Raw genomic sequence first — 16,852 nt, forward strand, 5'->3', positions numbered from 1 at the left:
GGGGGGCCCCCACCCCGGGGGCCCGAAGTTGCCGGTTGATCTCGCCATCCGGTTAGCCCCCCGCGGGGGGGGGGGTGTGGCGGGGGCCGCCCCACCCCACCCCACCCCCACGCGCGCAACTGACCCCCAGCGATGACCGTTGGCGCATGATCCACAACCGAGCGTAAGAATCGCGAATGCATCGAAAACCGCACTTATTCACGGCAATGCTAATAGAAGGAAGTAAAAACTCATATTGTCCTTTTCTGCACCTTAGATCTTCCTTTCGGGCCGTGCCGCAGCGCTCTGAACAGCCATAACTTCTTGTGACCGGAAGCGCTCCCAGTTGAGCGAACCCCCACGCAAGGAGCACCATGACACGTCCACTCCGAGCCCTAGGGGCTGCTGGCCTGCTGCTCGCGGCCTCGGTCGTCTCCGTCACTGCCACCGGTGGCACCGCACACGCCGACACCAAGATCTGCGACAAGTACGGCTCATCGACCATCGGGAACCGCTACATCGTCATGAACAACGAGTGGGGCGCGGACATCCCCCAGTGCATCGACGTGACGAGCGGCGGATTCGCGGTCACGGCGGACCACAGCAATGCCACGAATGGCGCACCGGCTTCGTACCCGGCGATCTACTACGGCTGCCACTACACCGCTTGCTCCCCCGGTACCAATCTCCCCATGCAGATCAGCAAGATCAAAAATGTAGCCAGCGACATCAGCTTTTCGTACCCAGACAGCGGCACCTACGACGCCGCATACGACATCTGGCTGGACCCGACGCCGAAGACGGACGGGGTCAACAAGCAGGAACTCATGATCTGGTTCAACCGGCAGGGTCAGATCCAGCCGGTCGGCTCCAAGGCCGCGTCCGCGACCATCGGCGGCCGTACGTGGGAGGTCTGGACCGGCAACAACGGAGCCAACGACGTCGTCTCCTACGTCGCGCCGTCGCCGATCAAGAGCTGGAACTTCAGCATTCTGGACTTCATCAATGACACGAAGACCCGCGGCGGCGTCACCGACTCGTGGTACCTGACCAGCATCCAGGCCGGGTTCGAGCCTTGGCAGGGCGGCACCGGCCTGGCCATCACCTCGTTTGCCGCCAGCGTCAACGGTGGCGATGGTGATAGCGGTGGCGGTGGTAATGGCGGTGGTGGTCCGACGCAGCAGGATACGCCCAAAACCGACGGTCGCACCTACGTGGTGCGGGCCGGCGACACCCTGACGTCGATCGCCGAACGCGAGCACGTCCCCGGTGGTTGGCAGTCGCTGTACGAACGCAACCGCGACGTCCTGGGTGCCGACCCGAACCTGATCCACCCCGGTCAGCAACTCTCCCTCTGATGGGCACACGGGGTGTCCACCGAGCCGGTAGGAACCCCGCCTTCACCCAGCGTCCCCCGCCTGGCCAACCATCCTTGGCCAGGCGGGGGGACGCTGAGTTTACGAGTGGTCATACCGACGACGGCCCGCCTCGCAGCGGCGACCGGGTGAATCAGGGGGTGGTCCGCGGCGCCCGGACCGCCACGAGTCCGGCGCTCGGTGCCCGCCGCCCTAAAATCGAGTCGTTGCCTCCCCTCGACCGGTTCCGCCGGTTTCGCCTACCCCGACACGGCGGAACCGAGGCGCTCGAGAAGAGGATTGATGATGCGAGGACGCCTGGCGGCGTGGCTGACGCGGCCCAGTCCGCCACCACTCGCTGTTGGGATCACAGTCGGCGCCGGGTTCATCGTCGTTGAGACCCTGCTGGTCTACCCGCTCCGGCAGGTCGCTCCCGTAGAGGCCCTGGCCATCGTCTACCTGGTCGGTGTGCTCGTCGTCTCCACGGTGTGGGGTTGGTGGCTGGGCGTGGCGACGTCGATCGTCAGCGTGCTCGCGTTCGACTACTTCTACACCCCGCCGGTCGGGGGCTTCGATGCGGAGGACTGGCGGGACTGGCTTGGGCTTTCGGTGTTCCTCATGGTCGCCGGGGTCGCCAGTTCGATAGCGCAACTGGCCCGCGCTCGGACGCTCGAGGCCATCGAACGGCGCAAGGAGACCGACGCGGTCGCCGAGCTGACCCGGCTCATCCTCGGCGCCGACGACGTGCGAGCGGTACTTCCCGAAGCCTCCGACCGGATCGCGCATGCCATGCAGCTGCCGTACGCGGCGATCGAGCTCGGCGCGGTCCCACCACGCGAGGGCCGGATCCAGCTGCCGCTGCGCCCCGGCGTGCTCGTCGTGCCCGCGGATCTGCCGGACCGTGTCATGCGGCGCCTGCGGGACGGGGTGGTGCCCGGGCTGACGACGGTGTTGCGGGCCGGCAGTGCGCTGCAGGCGAGCCGGGCCGGGCAGCAGGCGCTCCTCACGCAACAGGCGGCGCTGCGGCGGGTGGCGGAGCTCGTGGCCCACGGCGTCGCTCCCGCCGAGCTCGCCGCCGCGGTCGCCGCCGAGGCGGCCGAGCTGTTCAAGGCGGACGCCACGCGGATGATGCGCCGGGAGGGTCCCAGCACGGTGACCGTCGTCGCCGAGTACAGCAAGAAGCCAGGAGCCGAGCCGATGCTGGGCAAACGGCTCGACCCCTCCGGCGGCGTCACGGAGCTGGTGCTGCGCGACTCCCGTCCGGCTCGCATGGATTCGTACGAGGGCGGCAGCGGACCGCTCGCCGACCTCGCCCGCGCCGAGGGCTTCCACGCCTCCGTCGGCGCGCCGATCATCGTCGACGGCCGGGTCTGGGGCGTCCTCGTCGCCCACTGGGGCCGGGCCGGCCCATCGCCACCCGGCGCCGAGCACGAGCTCGCCCAGTTCACCGAACTCGTCGCGACCGCGATCGCCAACACCGAGAGCCGTGCGGAGCTCACCGCGTCACGTGCCCGGCTCGTCTTCGCCGCGGATGAGGCCCGCCGCGGCATCGAACGCGACCTCCACGACTGCGTGCAGCAGCGGCTCATCTCGCTCGGGCTCGAGCTGCGCGCTGCCGAGGCGGTGGTCCCCCAGGAGTTCGGCGAGCTGCGGTCCCGGCTGTCGGACACCGCCGCAGGGCTGTCCGGCGCCTTCGAGGACCTCCAGCGGATCGTCCGTGGCATACATCCGTCGATCCTCGCCCAGGGCGGGCTGGGTTCCGCGGTCAAGGCGCTCGCCCGCCGCTGCCCGGTCCCGGTGGCGGTGCACTGCGGGCCGAAGCGTCGCCTGCCCGGTCATGTCGAGGTCGCCGCCTACTACGTGGTCTCAGAGGCGCTCGCCAACTCGGCCACGCACGCCGACGCCTCGGCGATCGACGTGGAGCTCGACATCGTTGCCGATGAATCAGCGACGGGCGCAGAAGCGCGGGGCGAGATCCTCAGCGTGACCGTTCACGACGACGGCGCCGGTGGCGTGGATCCGCGTCAGGGCTCCGGCCTGGCCGGCGTGCGCGACCGCATCGAGGCGCTCGGCGGCACGCTGTCGCTGACCAGTCCGGCCGGTCGCGGCACGTCCCTCAGCGTGAAACTGCCTGTGGGCGGTCAGGACCGGCAGGGTGCGGAGGCCGACTGGTCATTCGGCGGAGCGTGACGTTCGCGACGCCACGGCGCAGGGTGATGGCTACTTGCCGTCTTCTCACACTCCTCATGGAGGTTTGCCAGCCCCACGGTGGGCAGATGGTGCTCCGCCGCGACGGAGGCGCCACATGGCGCTCCGCCGTGCACCACCACGGGAAGAGACCGGACCACCGGAAGTGACAAGGGCATGCCCAAGGACCGTGATGATGGCTGACAGGAACCGCATGCCGGCCGTGCGGCTCGACACCTCGGTACCAGCACTGCTGGTCAGGATCGGCCGATACCCGGTGCACGCCGGCACCCTCGGTGTGGTCCGCTCCCTGGGCCGGCTCGGCGTCCCGGTGTACGCGATCACCGAGGACCGGCTCACCCCGATCGCGCTCTCGCGCCACGTCGCCGGCCGCTTCGTGTGGTCAGGCAGCGAGTGGCACGACACCGGGCTGCTGGTCGAGAACCTGTGCGCCATCGGCCGCAAGCTGGGACGACCCGCCGTTGCGGTGGCCACCGACGACGAAGCCGCGGTGCTCTTGGCCGAGCACGCCGCCGTGCTCGCGGAGCACTTCCTGCTGCCGGGGGTGACGCCGAGCCTGCCGAGGCGACTGGCGAGCAAGCGTGGACTGTACGAACTGTGCACGGCCCACGACGTCCCGACGCCGCGCACCGTCTTCCCTTCCAGCCGTGAGGATCTGCTGGCGCTCGCAGGCGAGCTCACCTTCCCGGTGGTCGCCAAGAACGTGGCGCCGTGGACGCGGCTGCGGGCGCCGGCGGTACCGACGACGACCCTCGTATCGAGCGGACGTGAACTGCTGGACCGTTTCGCGGGCCTCGACGACCTCTCGGGCGTGCTGCTGCAGGAGTACATCCCGCACGAGCACGCCGAAGACTGGTTCGTGCACGCCTACTGCGACGAGGGCTCGTCGGCGGCATTGAGCTTCGTCGGGCGGAAGGCGTACGCGTGGCCACCGGGACGCGGGTGCACCGCCGACGCGCGGGCGGCCCACAACCCGGCACTGAGCGATCTGACGGCCAGGTTCTGCAAGGAGATCGGCTACCGAGGGGTCAACGATCTCGACTGGAGGTACGACCGGCGCGACGGCCGCTTCAAGCTGGTGGACTTCAATCCCCGCGTCGGCGCGCAGTTCAGGTTCGGCCAGACGGAGGACGGCGTCGACGTGGTGCGCGCCCTGCACCTGGCGATGACGGGCCGCACCGTGCCGGCGGGTGCTCAGGACTACTCGCGGCGGCTGATCGTCGAGAACCTCTACGTGCCGGCCAGAGTCCTCCACCGGCTGGCCCGGCTGCCGGCGGCTCCGCGGTCGCAGGCGCCAGGCGTGCGCAGCCATGGCGCCTGGCTGGAGGCGAGCGGGACGGATCCGCTGCCGGTGCTCGCGATGGTGCTCCGCTTCGGCGGGCAGGCGCTCGCCTCGGTGCTCCGCCAGGCCTACCGCCGCGTGCGGCTGCGCCGGACCGGACGCACGCAGACCGGGAACGGGTTCCGATCGCGTGCGGGCGGTGGCCGGTGACCTCGCTCCAGGCCCCGCGGGTCTCCATCGGCATCCCCGCGTACAACGAGGCGGCCAACATCGGCCGCCTCCTGCGCGACCTCCTCGCGCAGGACGAGATCGGCTACGAGCTCGTCGAGATCGTCGTCGCCTCCGACGGCTCGTCCGACGACACGGCGGCCATCGTGAGCGGTGTTGCCGACCCCCGCGTCAAGCTTCGCGGCTCGCGGGAGCGGCTCGGCAAGACGACGCGGATGAACCAGCTCCTGTCGGGCTTCGACGGCGACATCCTCATCCTCCTCGACGCCGACGTGTCGGTCGGCGTGCCGGACTTCGTCCCGCGCGCCGTCCAAGGTTTCCGGTCGGAGTTCGGGGTGATGGCCGTCAACGCCGTGCCACTTCCTGGCCGCACCCTTGTCGAGAAGTGCGTGGTTGCCGGCTCGTCAGCGGTCGAGCGCGCCGCCGCGCTCTGGGACGGTGGCTCGAACTACCTGGCGTTCCGGGGGGCGTGCCTGGTCCTCGGGCAGGGGTTCGCCCGCCGGCTCGAGCTGCCGGCGTCGGTCGTCGCCAACGACGCCTACGTCTACTTCCGTGCCCGTCAGCTCGGCTACGAGCCGCAGTACGATCGCGGGGTCCGGGTGCGTTTCCGGGTCCCCGCCACCGTTCGCGACCACCTGCGCCAGTCGGAGCGCTTCCGGCATTCGAGCGCCGAGTTGGCCCGGGTGCTCGCGGACCTCAGCATCCTCGAGTCCTACCGCGTCCCCCGCGGCGTCCTCGTCCGCGCCTTCCTGGCGCAGCTGCGCAGACGACCGCTCGCGCTCACCGGATACGTCGTCCTGACCGTCTGCACCCGGCTGCGCGTCGCCAGCAAGCCCGACGTCACCTGGGACGTCGCCACGTCGACCAAAGAGCTTGGTATCGCGTCATGCAGCACCGAGTAGTCAACACAACCATCTTCTTCGATTACGAGAGCACCTGGGGCATGCCCGCCGCGATGCCCTACGACCTGGCCTCCGCGACGACCGCCGTGCTCGGCGTGCTCGAACGCCACGGCGCCAGCGCGGTGTTCAACACTACGGGCAAGATCGTGGAGGACCGGCCGGAACTGATCACGCGCATCGCGCGCGCCGGCCACGAGATCGCCATCCACGGGTACGACCACACCAACCCGGCGCACATGACCGCCGCTGACAACCGGCAGTTCGAGGCCGACCTGGCGCGGGTGGAGGCCAAGATCGTCGAGCTCACCGGCACCCGTCCGGTCGGCTTCCGCTCGCCACACCTCGGCGCGCCGAGATTCTTCGACGCCGCGACGTACGACATCTTCGAGCGCCGCGGCTACGCCTGGGCCTCCAACCGGGAGATCCGCTTCGTCGACGAGGCCACGTCGCCCCACGTCACCGGCCGCGGCGACGTCATCGGCCTGGCCGGCAAGCTCATCGGCCGCCTCGGTCTCGACCGGGTCCGGCTGCTGCGCCGGATCGGACTGGTCCTGCTCAACCTGGACCTCGTCTGGCGCGATCAGACAAGGCGTCCCGCGAGCCGCGTCGCCAACCTCGTCTGGCTCGTGCGGCGGCCGGCTCCGTTCCGGCGCAGGCACCTGACCGAGTTTCCCGTACTGTCGCCCCTGGACGTCGACTTCCTGAGCGCTCGCATCGACCCCGCGCAGCCGTCGCCGCAGAGCCAGGTCGACCATATGGTGAACAGCCTCTGCCGTCTCTTCGACGAGGCCGAGGAGCACTTCAACCTCAACTTCCACGACTGGATCATCGGCACGTCGAACCGTATCGACGTGCTTGACCGGACCGTCGCATACATCGCCGCCAGCGGCCGCGCCCGCTGGGTGCTGGCCCGCGAAGGATTGGCCCGGCGGCGTGCTTAGTCTGACCCGGCAACGCTCGGCCGCGGCCAGCGGCGTCGTTCTCGTACTCCGGTTCGGGGTCGGCGCCGTCCTCAACTACAGCCTTGGCGTCGTCCTGGCCTGGATGCTGACGCCGTCGCAGTTCGGTTCCGTCAGCGTGCTGCAGAACCTGCTGTTCCTCTGCTCGGCACTGCTGTCCGCCGGTTTCCCCTGGGCACTCACGGGCATCATCGCGCAGGCGGAGGCCCGGCTCGGCGTCGACGCGGCGTACCGGGCCGCCCTGGTCGGCAATCTCGGCTTCGGCGCCGTGCTCGCCCTGGTCTTCGTGGGTGCGCAGATCACTCGCGGCGTGGTGCCTGGCGTCTCCGTCGCAACGGTCGCGGTGATAGCGGCGACGATCGCGATGACCTCGGTGAGCACGACCCTGCAGGGAGCGTTGCACGGAGAGCGGCGCTTCGACGGCCTGAGCCTCATGCAGACGACGGGCATCGGCGTGAAGGTCGCGTTGACGCTGATCCTCGTGAGCCTGGTGCGGGTACGGGCCGGCGGAGCCGCCGCCGGCTTCCTGGCCGGCGCGATCACGGCGACCGCTGTCGGCGCGTGGGCCCTTCGGGACCGGCTGCCCCGACGCGGCCCGATGGCCTGGCGCGCCACCACCTCGCGAGCGCTGTCGATGGCCATCGCCACCTCCGCGGTCAGCCTGATCATGACGACCGATGTCGTTGCCCTGAGCCTCATCGGCCAGCGGCACGGATTGAGCGCGGGCGACATCGCGGTCTACCAAGCGGCAGCGGTACTCGCACGGGCGCCGTACTTCGTGGCCGAGGCCCTCAGCAGCGCCATCTTCCCCTCCATCGCGAAGGCGGAGACCGCGGCCGCGGTGAGATCCTGGTTTCTCGCCGCATACCGATGGGTGCCGCTCGCGCTGGTGCCCTTGCAGCTGATCCTGCTGGTCGCCCCAGGGACCGCGCTGGCGTTGTTCTTCCCCGCGCCGTACGAACGCGCCGCCGATCTCCTGCGCATCCTTGCCGTCGGCACCCTGGGCCTGCTGACCGCCGACATGCTGCTCAAGACGCTGTACGCACGTGGCCTGACAGCGTCGCTGGCGCGGCGGGTCCCCATCGCGCTGACGGTGGAGGTGGTCGCCCTCGTCGTCGCCGTGCCCCGGTGGGGAACGACGGGTGCCGCCGCCGCCTTCGCGGTCGGGAGTTGGACCGGGGCGGTACTGCTCGGCCACCTCTTCGCCAGCCAGTACGGTGCGTCCTGGCCGAGCCGGAAGGTTGCCATGCGCTACCCGCTGGCCCTCGCGCCGCTGGTCGTGCTGCTCGCGGCGGCCAATGTCGTGCCGGAGCTGCCCGCCTTGGCGGTGATCGCGGTCGGTCTGGCCCTCTACGCGGTCACCGCCGTCCGGGCTCGGCTCGTGCGGGACGAGGACGTGACGCGCGTGTCGGCAGTCCTGCGGCAGCTGCGACCGAAGCGACGGGCCGCCCAGGCATGAGCAGGGGCGTCATGGCCATGCGGTTGATTCCGTGCGCGTCGGTCGTGATCGTGCTGCTGGGCTACGTCCTGTTCCTGCACCCTCGTCTGGCCGCTGTGGTTGTCGAGGCGGAGTCGATGCGGGTGACGTCCGGCGCGGCCCGCACCTACCACGATCCCGCAGCCTCCGGCGGAAGGGCCCTGCAGATGTGGACGGACGCGACCGCGATGACGGAATTCACCGTGCCGGCGGGGACCCGTCTCGTCGTACGCGCTCGCGGCGAGCAGTGCTCCGGCGCTCCGGCCATGCGCGTACAGGTGGACGGCCGTGTGGTCGAAACGGTCCAGGTGCGTGCGTCCGCCTGGGCCGACTACTCCATCGCCGGTTCCTGGGGAGCGGGTGTGCACACGCTGTCCTTGAGCTTTACGAACGACTTCGTCACCGACGCGTGCGACCGCAACCTCCATCTTGACCGCGCCGTCTTCGACGCGTCGAGCCCAACCTCGCCGCCACGACCGCAGTCCCGTGTGCTCTGGGGCCTTGGTCCGGGGATCGCGGACGCCGTCGAGGCCCCGGTCTACCGCGATGCCGGCATGAACATGGTCACGACCTGGTACAACGGCCCCGACGATCTGGAGTGGATCAGCGGCTACGCCCGGCCGTCGACGATCTCCGATCTCTATGGGTCAGGCAAGGCGGTCGAGCTGGTGGTGTGGCTCGCGGACCACCCGGAGTACGCGGTAAGTGCACAGTTTCAACGCGACATCAAGGCCGTCACCGCGGCGTTGAAAGGCAGCGGGCCGCACTACGGCCCGCTCTACGTCGTCCTGTTCACCGAGTGGGAGACCTACTCGTCCGACCCCGGGTACCCCGGCCGCCTGAAGGCGGCATACCTCAAGGCGGCGGCGGCCATCCGCGCCGAATACGCCGGCGCACGTGTCGCACTCGGCTTCGGCGGCTACCTGTGGGGCAGTTGGGGCGACCGTGATCTGTCGTTCTGGTCCGACGCGATCGCCGCGAGTGACTTCACCGCGGTCCAGCAGATGCACGCCTGCGACTACGAGCAGGATGGGCAGAGCGCACTGGTCGCCCAGATCCGCACTTCCGTGCGGCAGTTGGGCTCATATGGCAAACCGGTCATGATTTCACATTTCAAGCTGTGGGGCAGCCCGGCATGTCAAGTGCAAGCGTTCGACAAGTTCGCCAACGCGATGTTGACGGATTCGTCGATGCATGAGTTGACGAACCACGGGCTCTTCGCATGGAACTTCATGCCGGATCACTATCTCGACGATCCCGGTCCGGTCCGCGAGGCGTCGGCCGCCCTTATCGGCAGGTACTCGGCATCGCTTCCCCCGTCGCTGTACATTCCGACAGCCGGCCTTCCCCGCTAGACCCCGGCTTCTTCCCGAGTCTTCCGCACGCGGGTATAGGGGGCTGCTAGGCTCGGGGACAAAGGCCACTGCACGGCCGCGTTGACCTGCTCGGATGTCAGGTTGCGCGACGAGCCTGTAGTTGGGATTCGCCTTTTCTTCGGTTGGTGACAGCGGCCAATCATCTTTCAACTTCCGTTCACTTAGGTGAGGTTGTGAAATTGCGCCTGCAACAACGACGAAGTCAGGACAGTTCTGGACCTTCTCTTGAGGCCGGCGACGTCGGCAGATCGCTCATCGCCGACGTCGCGCGACCCTCCGTGGATCTCGAGGTGATCATCCCGGCGTACAACGAGGAGGCCCGCATCGGCGCGACGCTGCAGGACGTGGCGAACCAGACGGCCCGGCTCCCGTGGAGCGTCGGCATCGTGGTCGTCGACAACGGCAGCACGGATCGGACCGCGGACGTCGCCGACCACGCCTGCAGCGGTCTGCGCGTCCGAGTGATCGGTTGCTCCCGCCAGGGCAAGGGGGCCGCCGTCCGGCGCGGAATCCTGACCTCGCGAGCGCGGTGGGTCGGGTTCTGCGACGCCGACTCGTCGACGCCGGCCGACCTGATCCCGCGCGTCGCCGAACTCCTTTCCGCCGGTCACCGCATCGTCGTCGGCTCCCGGTACTGCAGCGGCGGCCGGCTCCTCGTCCGCCAGCCCCTGATCCGGCGCCTGGGCAGCCTCGGATTCCGGTCGCTGAGCCGGGGCATGGTCGGCGACCTGTCCGACACGCAATGCGGCTTCAAGTTCTTCGAAGCGACGCTCGCCCGGCAACTCTTCACGCAATCGCGCCTGTCGGGGTTTGCGTTCGACCTCGAATTGCTCGCCCTCGCACACCGGTCGAACATTCCGATCACCGAGCTGCCGGTTGACTGGACGGAGCGCGGAGGCTCGACGTTGCGTCTGCTCAGGGACGGGGCTTGGGCCTATCTGGAACTGATCAGTCTCCGCCTGCTGGGCACGGGCCCCGGCGACCCGCTGGCGCTGCGACCCGCAATCATCGCCCAGGCTCAGGCCCGGGACCGCGAGCGGTTGCTCGCCGAGACATGATGCCGTCCGCTCACAGAAACTGGTTCGGGGGAAACGCGGTGGAGGTTCGGCACGTCGCTGTGCTCAATTGGCGGGACAGGAGCCACCCGCGCGCCGGTGGCGCCGAACTGTATTGCGAACAGGTCGCCGCGCACCTTGTGCGGCAGGGCGTGGCGGTCACATACCTGACCGCCCGGGTGTCCGGTCACCCTGCCGTCGAGGAGCGACAAGGCTTCCGCATCCTCCGCATGGGAGGAACGTTCACGGTCTACCTCGCGGTGCTGATCTGGCTCTGGCGGCACCGCAAACACATCGACGGCGTCCTCGATTCCCAGAATGGGATTCCGTTCTTTTCCCCACTTGTCGTGGGGCGGCGACTCCCGGTGCTTCTCCTGATCCATCACGTCCACCAGCGACAGTTCGCGGAGTACTTCGGCTGGCCGATGCGATGGATCGGCCGCTGGCTGGAGAAGACCGCCACGGGACTGATCTACGGTCGCCGCGCGATCGTGACCGTCTCGCCCTCCTCCCGCAACGCGATTCGGCGGGAACTCCGCCTCAAGGGAAACGTCTTCGTCGTCCCGTGCGGGATGGACCGCCCCGACGTGCCGGACGTCGAACGCCGGGCGGCCCGGCCGCGCATCGTCTGCGTCACTCGCCTCGTGCCGCACAAACGGATGGACCTGGTCCTCGAAGCGGTCGCCAAGGCCAGGACCGTGGTCGCCGACCTGGAACTGCACCTGGTCGGCGACGGCCCCGAGGTTGACGCCATTCGCGCGCACATCAAGCGGCTCGCGCTCGAAGCATCCGTCGTGGTCCACGGACGCGTCACCGACGCCGAGCGGACAGCGATTCTGCAGACCGCGTGGATCACCGTCAGCGCGTCCACCGGCGAAGGATGGGGACTGAGCATCCTGGAGGCGGCCGCGCTCGGCGTGCCGGCGGTGGCGTTGCGGGTGTCCGGGGTGCAGGACGCGGTGCGCGACGGCCGGACCGGCGTGCTGATCGACGAGGAATCGGAGCTCGCCGCCGCGATCGTCGACCTCATCGAGCGCCTCGGTGACTCCTCGGAAGCCAGAGCGTGGGCATCGCGGGCCTGGGCCTGGTCAGCGCAGTTCACCTGGGAGCGGACCGCCGAGCGGATCCGGCTCGTGCTGGAGGCGGAAGCTGCCCAGCTCGCACTCCGCGGGCCCGACCACCGGGGAGCGGGTGACGTCGTGACGGTCGTCGAGCTGACCGGAGCGGCACTGCCCGACGCCGACCACCTGCGCAAGCGGTGCCGGCACACCGACACCTGGTCGGCGCGCGGCGACAAGATCGTCGGGCTCATTCACGGCGCCGACGAGATCGACGTGCTCACCGTGTTGCAACGCGCCGGGGTGCAGCCCAGCGACCAGGTCCGCGTCCGCCTCCGGGTCGGCCGGACGCACGACCTGCTGGAGTACGCGTGAAAAACAGCACGACACTGGACGCGCCACCGATAGCCCCCGAGCCCGTGGACGAACCCCGATCGCTGCGTGTACCGGTGGACCTGGCCGTCATCGTCGCGGTCGGGGCGCTGCTGCGCCTGGTTCCGCTCCGCAGCGTCTGGCTCGACGAGGCGATCAGCATCGGACAGGCACGCCTGCCATATCTCACGATGCTGCACGACCTGCGCTCGGCCGACGTCCATCCGCCGCTGTGGGGGAGCGTGCTGTGGCTGGACATCCGCGTGTTCGGGGAAGGTCCGCTCGCGGTCCGCGTCCCTTCACTGATCGTCGGCATCCTCTCCATCCCGTTGGTGTACCTGGTCGCCCGTGAGCTCTACGACCGGCGCGCGGGTGTTGCGGCGGCACTGCTCACCGCGGTGTCTCCCATCGCCGTCTGGTACTCCGCGGAAGCGCGGATGTACGCGTTCTACATCTTCTGGTCGCTCCTCGCCGTGCTCGGACAGGCACGGGCGCTCCGGCGTGGGCGGTGGCCGGACTGGGGCCTGTTCGCGGTCGCCTCCGCCGGCCTCGTCTACACCCACTACTTCTCGATCCTGCAGTTGTGCGCACAACACATGGTGTTCGCCGCCATCGTGATCCGCCGCCGGCTCAAGCGAGACCGGACGGCCCGCAGACTGCTCGCCGGGTGGTTGCCGGCGACCGCGGTGACGCTCGCCCTGCTGCTGCCGTTGATGCCGTACGCGGCGGAGCAGGTCGGGAACTTCATCGGGTCCAGCGACGGCGCGTCCGCGAGCAACGCCCCGTCCGGCGGCGACAGTCAGCACTTCGTCTCCCTGTACGTGATCATGGCAAACCTCGTCTGGGCGATGTGGGGGTACCACTCCGACGCCGCGATGGAGCAGTTGGTCGCGCTGTGGCCGGTCGGCATGCTCGTCATCCTGCTGCTCCTCGGCAGGGGACGCTCCCGCTCCACAGCTTTGCTGGTGTCGCTCGTCGTCGTTCCCTTCGCCCTCGCCTACCTGCTCGGTTCGAAGCAGCGGACCTTCTTCGAGCTCCGGTACTTCATCTCGGTGCTGCCGCCACTGCTCATCCTCACCGCCCGCGCGGCGACCAGCTGGCTGCGAACTGCCAAGGCGAGGGCAACGGCGATCGCCGCGATCGCGCTGAGCATGGTCGTCGGCCTCGGGGACCAGCAATTCGACCCGTCCAATCCGAGGCTCTACGACTACAGCGGAGCCTTTCGTCTGGTGAATGAGGAAGCCCGCGCCGGTGACGTCATCCTGTTCGCCCCCGGGTATCTCGAAGTACTGGTGCGCTATTACCACCCCGCCGTCACCGCCGTGCCGGTCAGGGGCGGCGTCCCACTGCCGGCGCAGCATGGTGGCCGGACATTTCTCATGGCCAGTTATCTGGACAACCCGGACAACGCGAGCCTGGTGGGCCAGGCGCTGGCACAGCTGGACACCGAAGGGCGGACGGTGCGGCGGCTGGAGCACCGGGAGAACGTGACGATCTGGATCCTGCAATGACCACGACCGAGCCGAGAGCCGACGAGCGAGCCGACCCGAGAACCACCGCGCCGCGGTGGCAGCCCAGACGCGCCAGCCGGCGTGAAGCGATGGCGTTTCGGCTGCTCGTCATGCTGAGCCTGGCGGCATCCGTCTGGTACTTCGGATGGTTGCTGCAGCCCGGCCGGGTGGGCGATCCGGTCCTGTACTGGGTGCTGGTACTGGCCGAGACGTTCAACCTCGTGCAGGCGCTCGGGTTCTGGTGGACCTGCGCGCACAATCGGACGTCACCGCGGCCGAAGATGCGCCGGACCGCGCCGAAGATGCGCCGGACCGCGAACGTGAACGTCGACGTGCTGATCCCCGTCTACAACGAACCCGTGGAGATCATCGAGCCCGTGGTGGAGGCCGCGGTCCGGCTCAAGGGGGCATGCCCACACGTGGCGATCCTGGACGACGGGAACAACCCGGAGGTGCGGACCCTCGCGGAACGACACGGGGCAAGGTACCTGCGGCGGAAGTCGAACCGGGGCGCCAAGGCCGGCAACATCAACGACGCCCTGAAGCGCACACATTCGCCGATGGTGGCGGTCCTCGACTGCGACCACGTGCCCGGCCCGCGGTTCCTCGAAGCGACCGTCGGACATTTCAAGAGACGCGACGTCGCGTTCGTGCAATCACCGCAGTACTACGCGAACGCGGCCGACAACGAGGTGGCGCGGGCGGCATGGTCGCAGCAGGCGCTGTTCTTCGGCAGTATCGCCAACGGCAAGGCCGGGCTCGACTCGATGTTCTGCTGCGGCACCAACATCGTCTTCCGTCGCGCCGCACTTGAGTCGGCGGGCGGCTTTCCCGAGGACACGGTCACCGAGGACTTCGAGCTCTCCGTGCGGCTGCACGCGGACGGCTGGAAGTCGGTGTACGTGCCCGAAGTGCTGGCCCAGGGCCTGGGGCCGGAGGACATGTCGTCGTATGTGAGCCAGCAGCTGCGCTGGTCCCGCGGCTGCATCTCGGCGATTCCGCTCGTGCTGCGCTCGCGGCTGCCGCTGCGACTGCGGCTGCAGTACCTGCTGTCCGCCTCGTACTTCCTGTACGGCTGGACCCTCCTCGTGTACATGCTGATGCCGTTGGCGCGGATCGCGTTCGGCTGGCAGCCGTTGGCGTCCGCGAGCGCGGCCGACTTCCTCCTCCACTTCGCGCCGTACTTTCTGCTCTCCATCGCCAGCGTTGCGGCAGCGGGGTTCGGCACATACACCTTCAGCGCGTTCGCCCTGGCGGCGACGAGCTTCTGGATAGGGATCGTCTGCACGGTTCGCGCGCTGCTGCGGCGACCGGCGAGGTTCGTCGTGACGCCCAAGCAGGGAAGCGCCGGGTGGCACCCTGCCGCCGTCGCGCCCTCGCTCGTCGCGACCGGCGTGCTCATCGCCGTGTCCGTGTGGGGACTGCTGCACGATCCGACGCCGGGGATCCTGAACGCCGTCGCCTTCGCGGCGGTACATTCCGCCATCCTGTTGCGAGGCGCCGCGCCCGCGCTGCGGTTGCCGCGGCGGAGGGCTGCCCCGGTCCAGACGGCTCGCGAGCGCCCCGGCGTTCCTGCCCCGCAGCCGGCGCCCGCCGAGGCCCCGGCATCGTCCGGGCGGTCGCCGGTGGCCGGCCGCGCCGTTGAGGGGATCACCAAACCCCGTGTGCCGCCGGACGTACTGGTCCCGTCGGGCGACGGCACGGCGACAACGAGCGAGACGAACATCAGCGCCTGACCGCCGGGGGCGGCGTACCGCGGTTGCGGTAGGGCGGCGAGGCCGCCGCCGTCACCGTCGCGTGTACCGTCTTCGCGGCGCTGACCCTGCTGCCGGCCCTGCTCGGCAGCCTCGGGCCGAAGGTCCTGTCGAAGCGGCAGCGCGCCCAACTTGCCCAGGGCATCGTCGAAGCCCCGGCCGGCGCCGGTAGGGCTCGCGGGTTCACCGGCATGTGGGCCCGGATCGTGCAGGCCAGGTCCTGGCTGATGGCCCCCCTTGCCCTGGTGGTGGTGGTGGTGATGCTGGCCGGCCCGGTCATGAAGATCCGCGTCGGTGACGCCGACGCCAGCAGCGACCCCGTGGCATCCCGATCGCACCGGTACTACGCCATGACCTCGGCCGCGTTCGGCGGCGGGTTCGACAATCCGATCCTCATCGCGGCCAGCACGCCGGACGCGCCGTCCCGGCAGGCGTTCGCCGCCCTGACCGGCAAGCTGGCGTCGGTGAGCGACGTCGCGGCCGTGACCCCCGGCCCGCACGTCGGCGGACGGCACCGTCCGGATGGTCACGATCATGCCGAAGAGCAGCGCTCAGGCCGAGGCCACCGGGAACCTCATCAAGCACCTGCGGGGCGAGGTCATCCCCACCGCGGAGTCCGGGACGAGCCTGCGCGCCTACGTCGGCGGCAAGGCCGCCACCAGCCAGGACCTCGCCGATGCGCTGCTGGGCCGGCTGCCGCTCTACCTCGGCATCATCGCCGTCCTCGGCTTCCTGCTGCTGGCCATCGCCTTCCGCAGCTTCCTCGTGCCGCTGGTCGGCGCGCTGAGCAACGTCGCCAGCATCCTGGTCGGCCTCGGCGCCATCACCGCCGTCTTCCAGCTCGGCTGGGGCAGCGAGCTGATGCGGGTCGGCGGTGGTGCCCCGATCACGTACATCGTCCCGGTGATGATCGTCGGCATCGTGTTCGGCCTGTCGATGGACTACCAGGTCTTCCTGGTCAGCCGGATTCACGAGGAGTGGGCCCACACCAAGGACAACCGGCGGGCGGTACAGGTCGGCGTCGCCGAGACGGGCCGGGTCATCGCCACCGCCGCGCTCATCATGCTCGGGGTCTTCGCGTCCTTCGCCTTCGGCGGGCAACGCATCGTCTCGGCCATCGGCATCGGCCTGGCCGTGGCGGTCCTCGTCGACGCCGTCGTGGTCCGCATGACCCTCGTCCCCGCGCTGATGAACATGCTGGGCGCAGCCAACTGGTGGTACCCGCGCTGGGCCCGGCGGATCACTCCGCACCTCGCCGTGGAAGGCCCCACGGACCCGGCGCCGGCGGCCCCGGCCGAGCGCGTTCGCATCCCGGTCCCCTGAACCGGCGCATGAT

Annotated in this window: 12 protein-coding genes; all 12 read left to right on the forward strand. The window is 69.5% G+C overall.

Annotation, left to right across the window (positions count from 1 at the left end; translation table 11 throughout):
* Positions 1–353: 353 nt before the first annotated feature.
* The 12 genes from ACGFI8_RS32600 to ACGFI8_RS32655 all read left to right on the forward strand — a co-directional run bounded on the left by ACGFI8_RS32600 (position 354) and on the right by ACGFI8_RS32655 (position 16,839).
* On the forward strand, positions 354–1,337 hold the full coding sequence (locus tag ACGFI8_RS32600) for a LysM peptidoglycan-binding domain-containing protein (RefSeq protein WP_392810653.1): 984 nt from the start codon (positions 354–356) through the stop codon (positions 1,335–1,337).
* A 303-nt stretch (positions 1,338–1,640) separates the two neighbouring features.
* Entirely contained in the window at positions 1,641–3,524 is a 1,884-nt protein-coding gene (locus ACGFI8_RS32605; protein WP_392810654.1) for a DUF4118 domain-containing protein, read from the forward strand.
* A 193-nt stretch (positions 3,525–3,717) separates the two neighbouring features.
* The gene (locus tag ACGFI8_RS32610; RefSeq protein WP_392810655.1) at positions 3,718–5,034 is read left to right on the forward strand and encodes a hypothetical protein; all 1,317 of its coding nucleotides are present in this window, start codon (positions 3,718–3,720) and stop codon (positions 5,032–5,034) included.
* Positions 5,031–5,954, forward strand: a complete 924-nt coding sequence (locus ACGFI8_RS32615; RefSeq protein WP_392810656.1) for a glycosyltransferase — start codon at positions 5,031–5,033, stop codon at positions 5,952–5,954. The genes ACGFI8_RS32610 and ACGFI8_RS32615 overlap by 4 nt, the downstream gene beginning before the upstream one ends.
* Entirely contained in the window at positions 5,939–6,895 is a 957-nt protein-coding gene (locus ACGFI8_RS32620; RefSeq protein WP_392810657.1) for a polysaccharide deacetylase family protein, read from the forward strand. Before ACGFI8_RS32615 ends, ACGFI8_RS32620 begins: the two co-directional genes overlap by 16 nt.
* A complete protein-coding gene (locus ACGFI8_RS32625; RefSeq protein ID WP_392810658.1) occupies positions 6,888–8,372 on the forward strand; it encodes a polysaccharide biosynthesis C-terminal domain-containing protein in 1,485 nt (494 codons plus the stop codon). Before ACGFI8_RS32620 ends, ACGFI8_RS32625 begins: the two co-directional genes overlap by 8 nt.
* Positions 8,373–8,383: 11 nt before the next feature.
* On the forward strand, positions 8,384–9,745 hold the full coding sequence (locus ACGFI8_RS32630; RefSeq protein ID WP_392810659.1) for a carbohydrate-binding domain-containing protein: 1,362 nt from the start codon (positions 8,384–8,386) through the stop codon (positions 9,743–9,745).
* A gap of 146 nt (positions 9,746–9,891) precedes the next feature.
* Entirely contained in the window at positions 9,892–10,824 is a 933-nt protein-coding gene (locus ACGFI8_RS32635) for a dolichyl-phosphate beta-glucosyltransferase (RefSeq protein ID WP_392810660.1), read from the forward strand.
* A complete protein-coding gene (locus tag ACGFI8_RS32640) occupies positions 10,824–12,254 on the forward strand; it encodes a glycosyltransferase family 4 protein (RefSeq protein WP_392810661.1) in 1,431 nt (476 codons plus the stop codon). Before ACGFI8_RS32635 ends, ACGFI8_RS32640 begins: the two co-directional genes overlap by 1 nt.
* Positions 12,255–12,298: 44 nt before the next feature.
* On the forward strand, positions 12,299–13,762 hold the full coding sequence (locus ACGFI8_RS32645) for a glycosyltransferase family 39 protein (RefSeq protein WP_392810662.1): 1,464 nt from the start codon (positions 12,299–12,301) through the stop codon (positions 13,760–13,762).
* An 89-nt stretch (positions 13,763–13,851) separates the two neighbouring features.
* Positions 13,852–15,498 (forward strand): glycosyltransferase family 2 protein, encoded by a 1,647-nt coding sequence (locus ACGFI8_RS32650; protein ID WP_392810663.1) that lies wholly within the window; start codon positions 13,852–13,854, stop codon positions 15,496–15,498.
* Positions 15,499–16,050: 552 nt separating this feature from the next.
* A complete protein-coding gene (locus ACGFI8_RS32655; protein ID WP_392810664.1) occupies positions 16,051–16,839 on the forward strand; it encodes an MMPL family transporter in 789 nt (262 codons plus the stop codon).
* Positions 16,840–16,852: the final 13 nt, after the last annotated feature.

The organism is Dactylosporangium sp. NPDC048998, from assembly GCF_043197855.1.
Taxonomy (GTDB): domain Bacteria; phylum Actinomycetota; class Actinomycetes; order Mycobacteriales; family Micromonosporaceae; genus Dactylosporangium.

What these genes read in the sequence shown, in the direction of transcription:
- ACGFI8_RS32610 (WP_392810655.1), top strand. Translation starts at nt 3,718, where the DNA reads ATGGCTGACAGGAACCGCATGCCGGCCGTGCGGCTCGACACCTCGGTA.
- ACGFI8_RS32620 (WP_392810657.1), top strand. Translation starts at nt 5,939, where the DNA reads ATGCAGCACCGAGTAGTCAACACAACCATCTTCTTCGATTACGAGAGC.
- ACGFI8_RS32640 (WP_392810661.1), top strand. Translation starts at nt 10,824, where the DNA reads ATGCCGTCCGCTCACAGAAACTGGTTCGGGGGAAACGCGGTGGAGGTT.
- ACGFI8_RS32605 (WP_392810654.1), top strand. Translation starts at nt 1,641, where the DNA reads ATGCGAGGACGCCTGGCGGCGTGGCTGACGCGGCCCAGTCCGCCACCA.
- ACGFI8_RS32600 (WP_392810653.1), top strand. Translation starts at nt 354, where the DNA reads ATGACACGTCCACTCCGAGCCCTAGGGGCTGCTGGCCTGCTGCTCGCG.
- ACGFI8_RS32630 (WP_392810659.1), top strand. Translation starts at nt 8,384, where the DNA reads ATGGCCATGCGGTTGATTCCGTGCGCGTCGGTCGTGATCGTGCTGCTG.
- ACGFI8_RS32655 (WP_392810664.1), top strand. Translation starts at nt 16,051, where the DNA reads ATGCCGAAGAGCAGCGCTCAGGCCGAGGCCACCGGGAACCTCATCAAG.
- ACGFI8_RS32650 (WP_392810663.1), top strand. Translation starts at nt 13,852, where the DNA reads ATGGCGTTTCGGCTGCTCGTCATGCTGAGCCTGGCGGCATCCGTCTGG.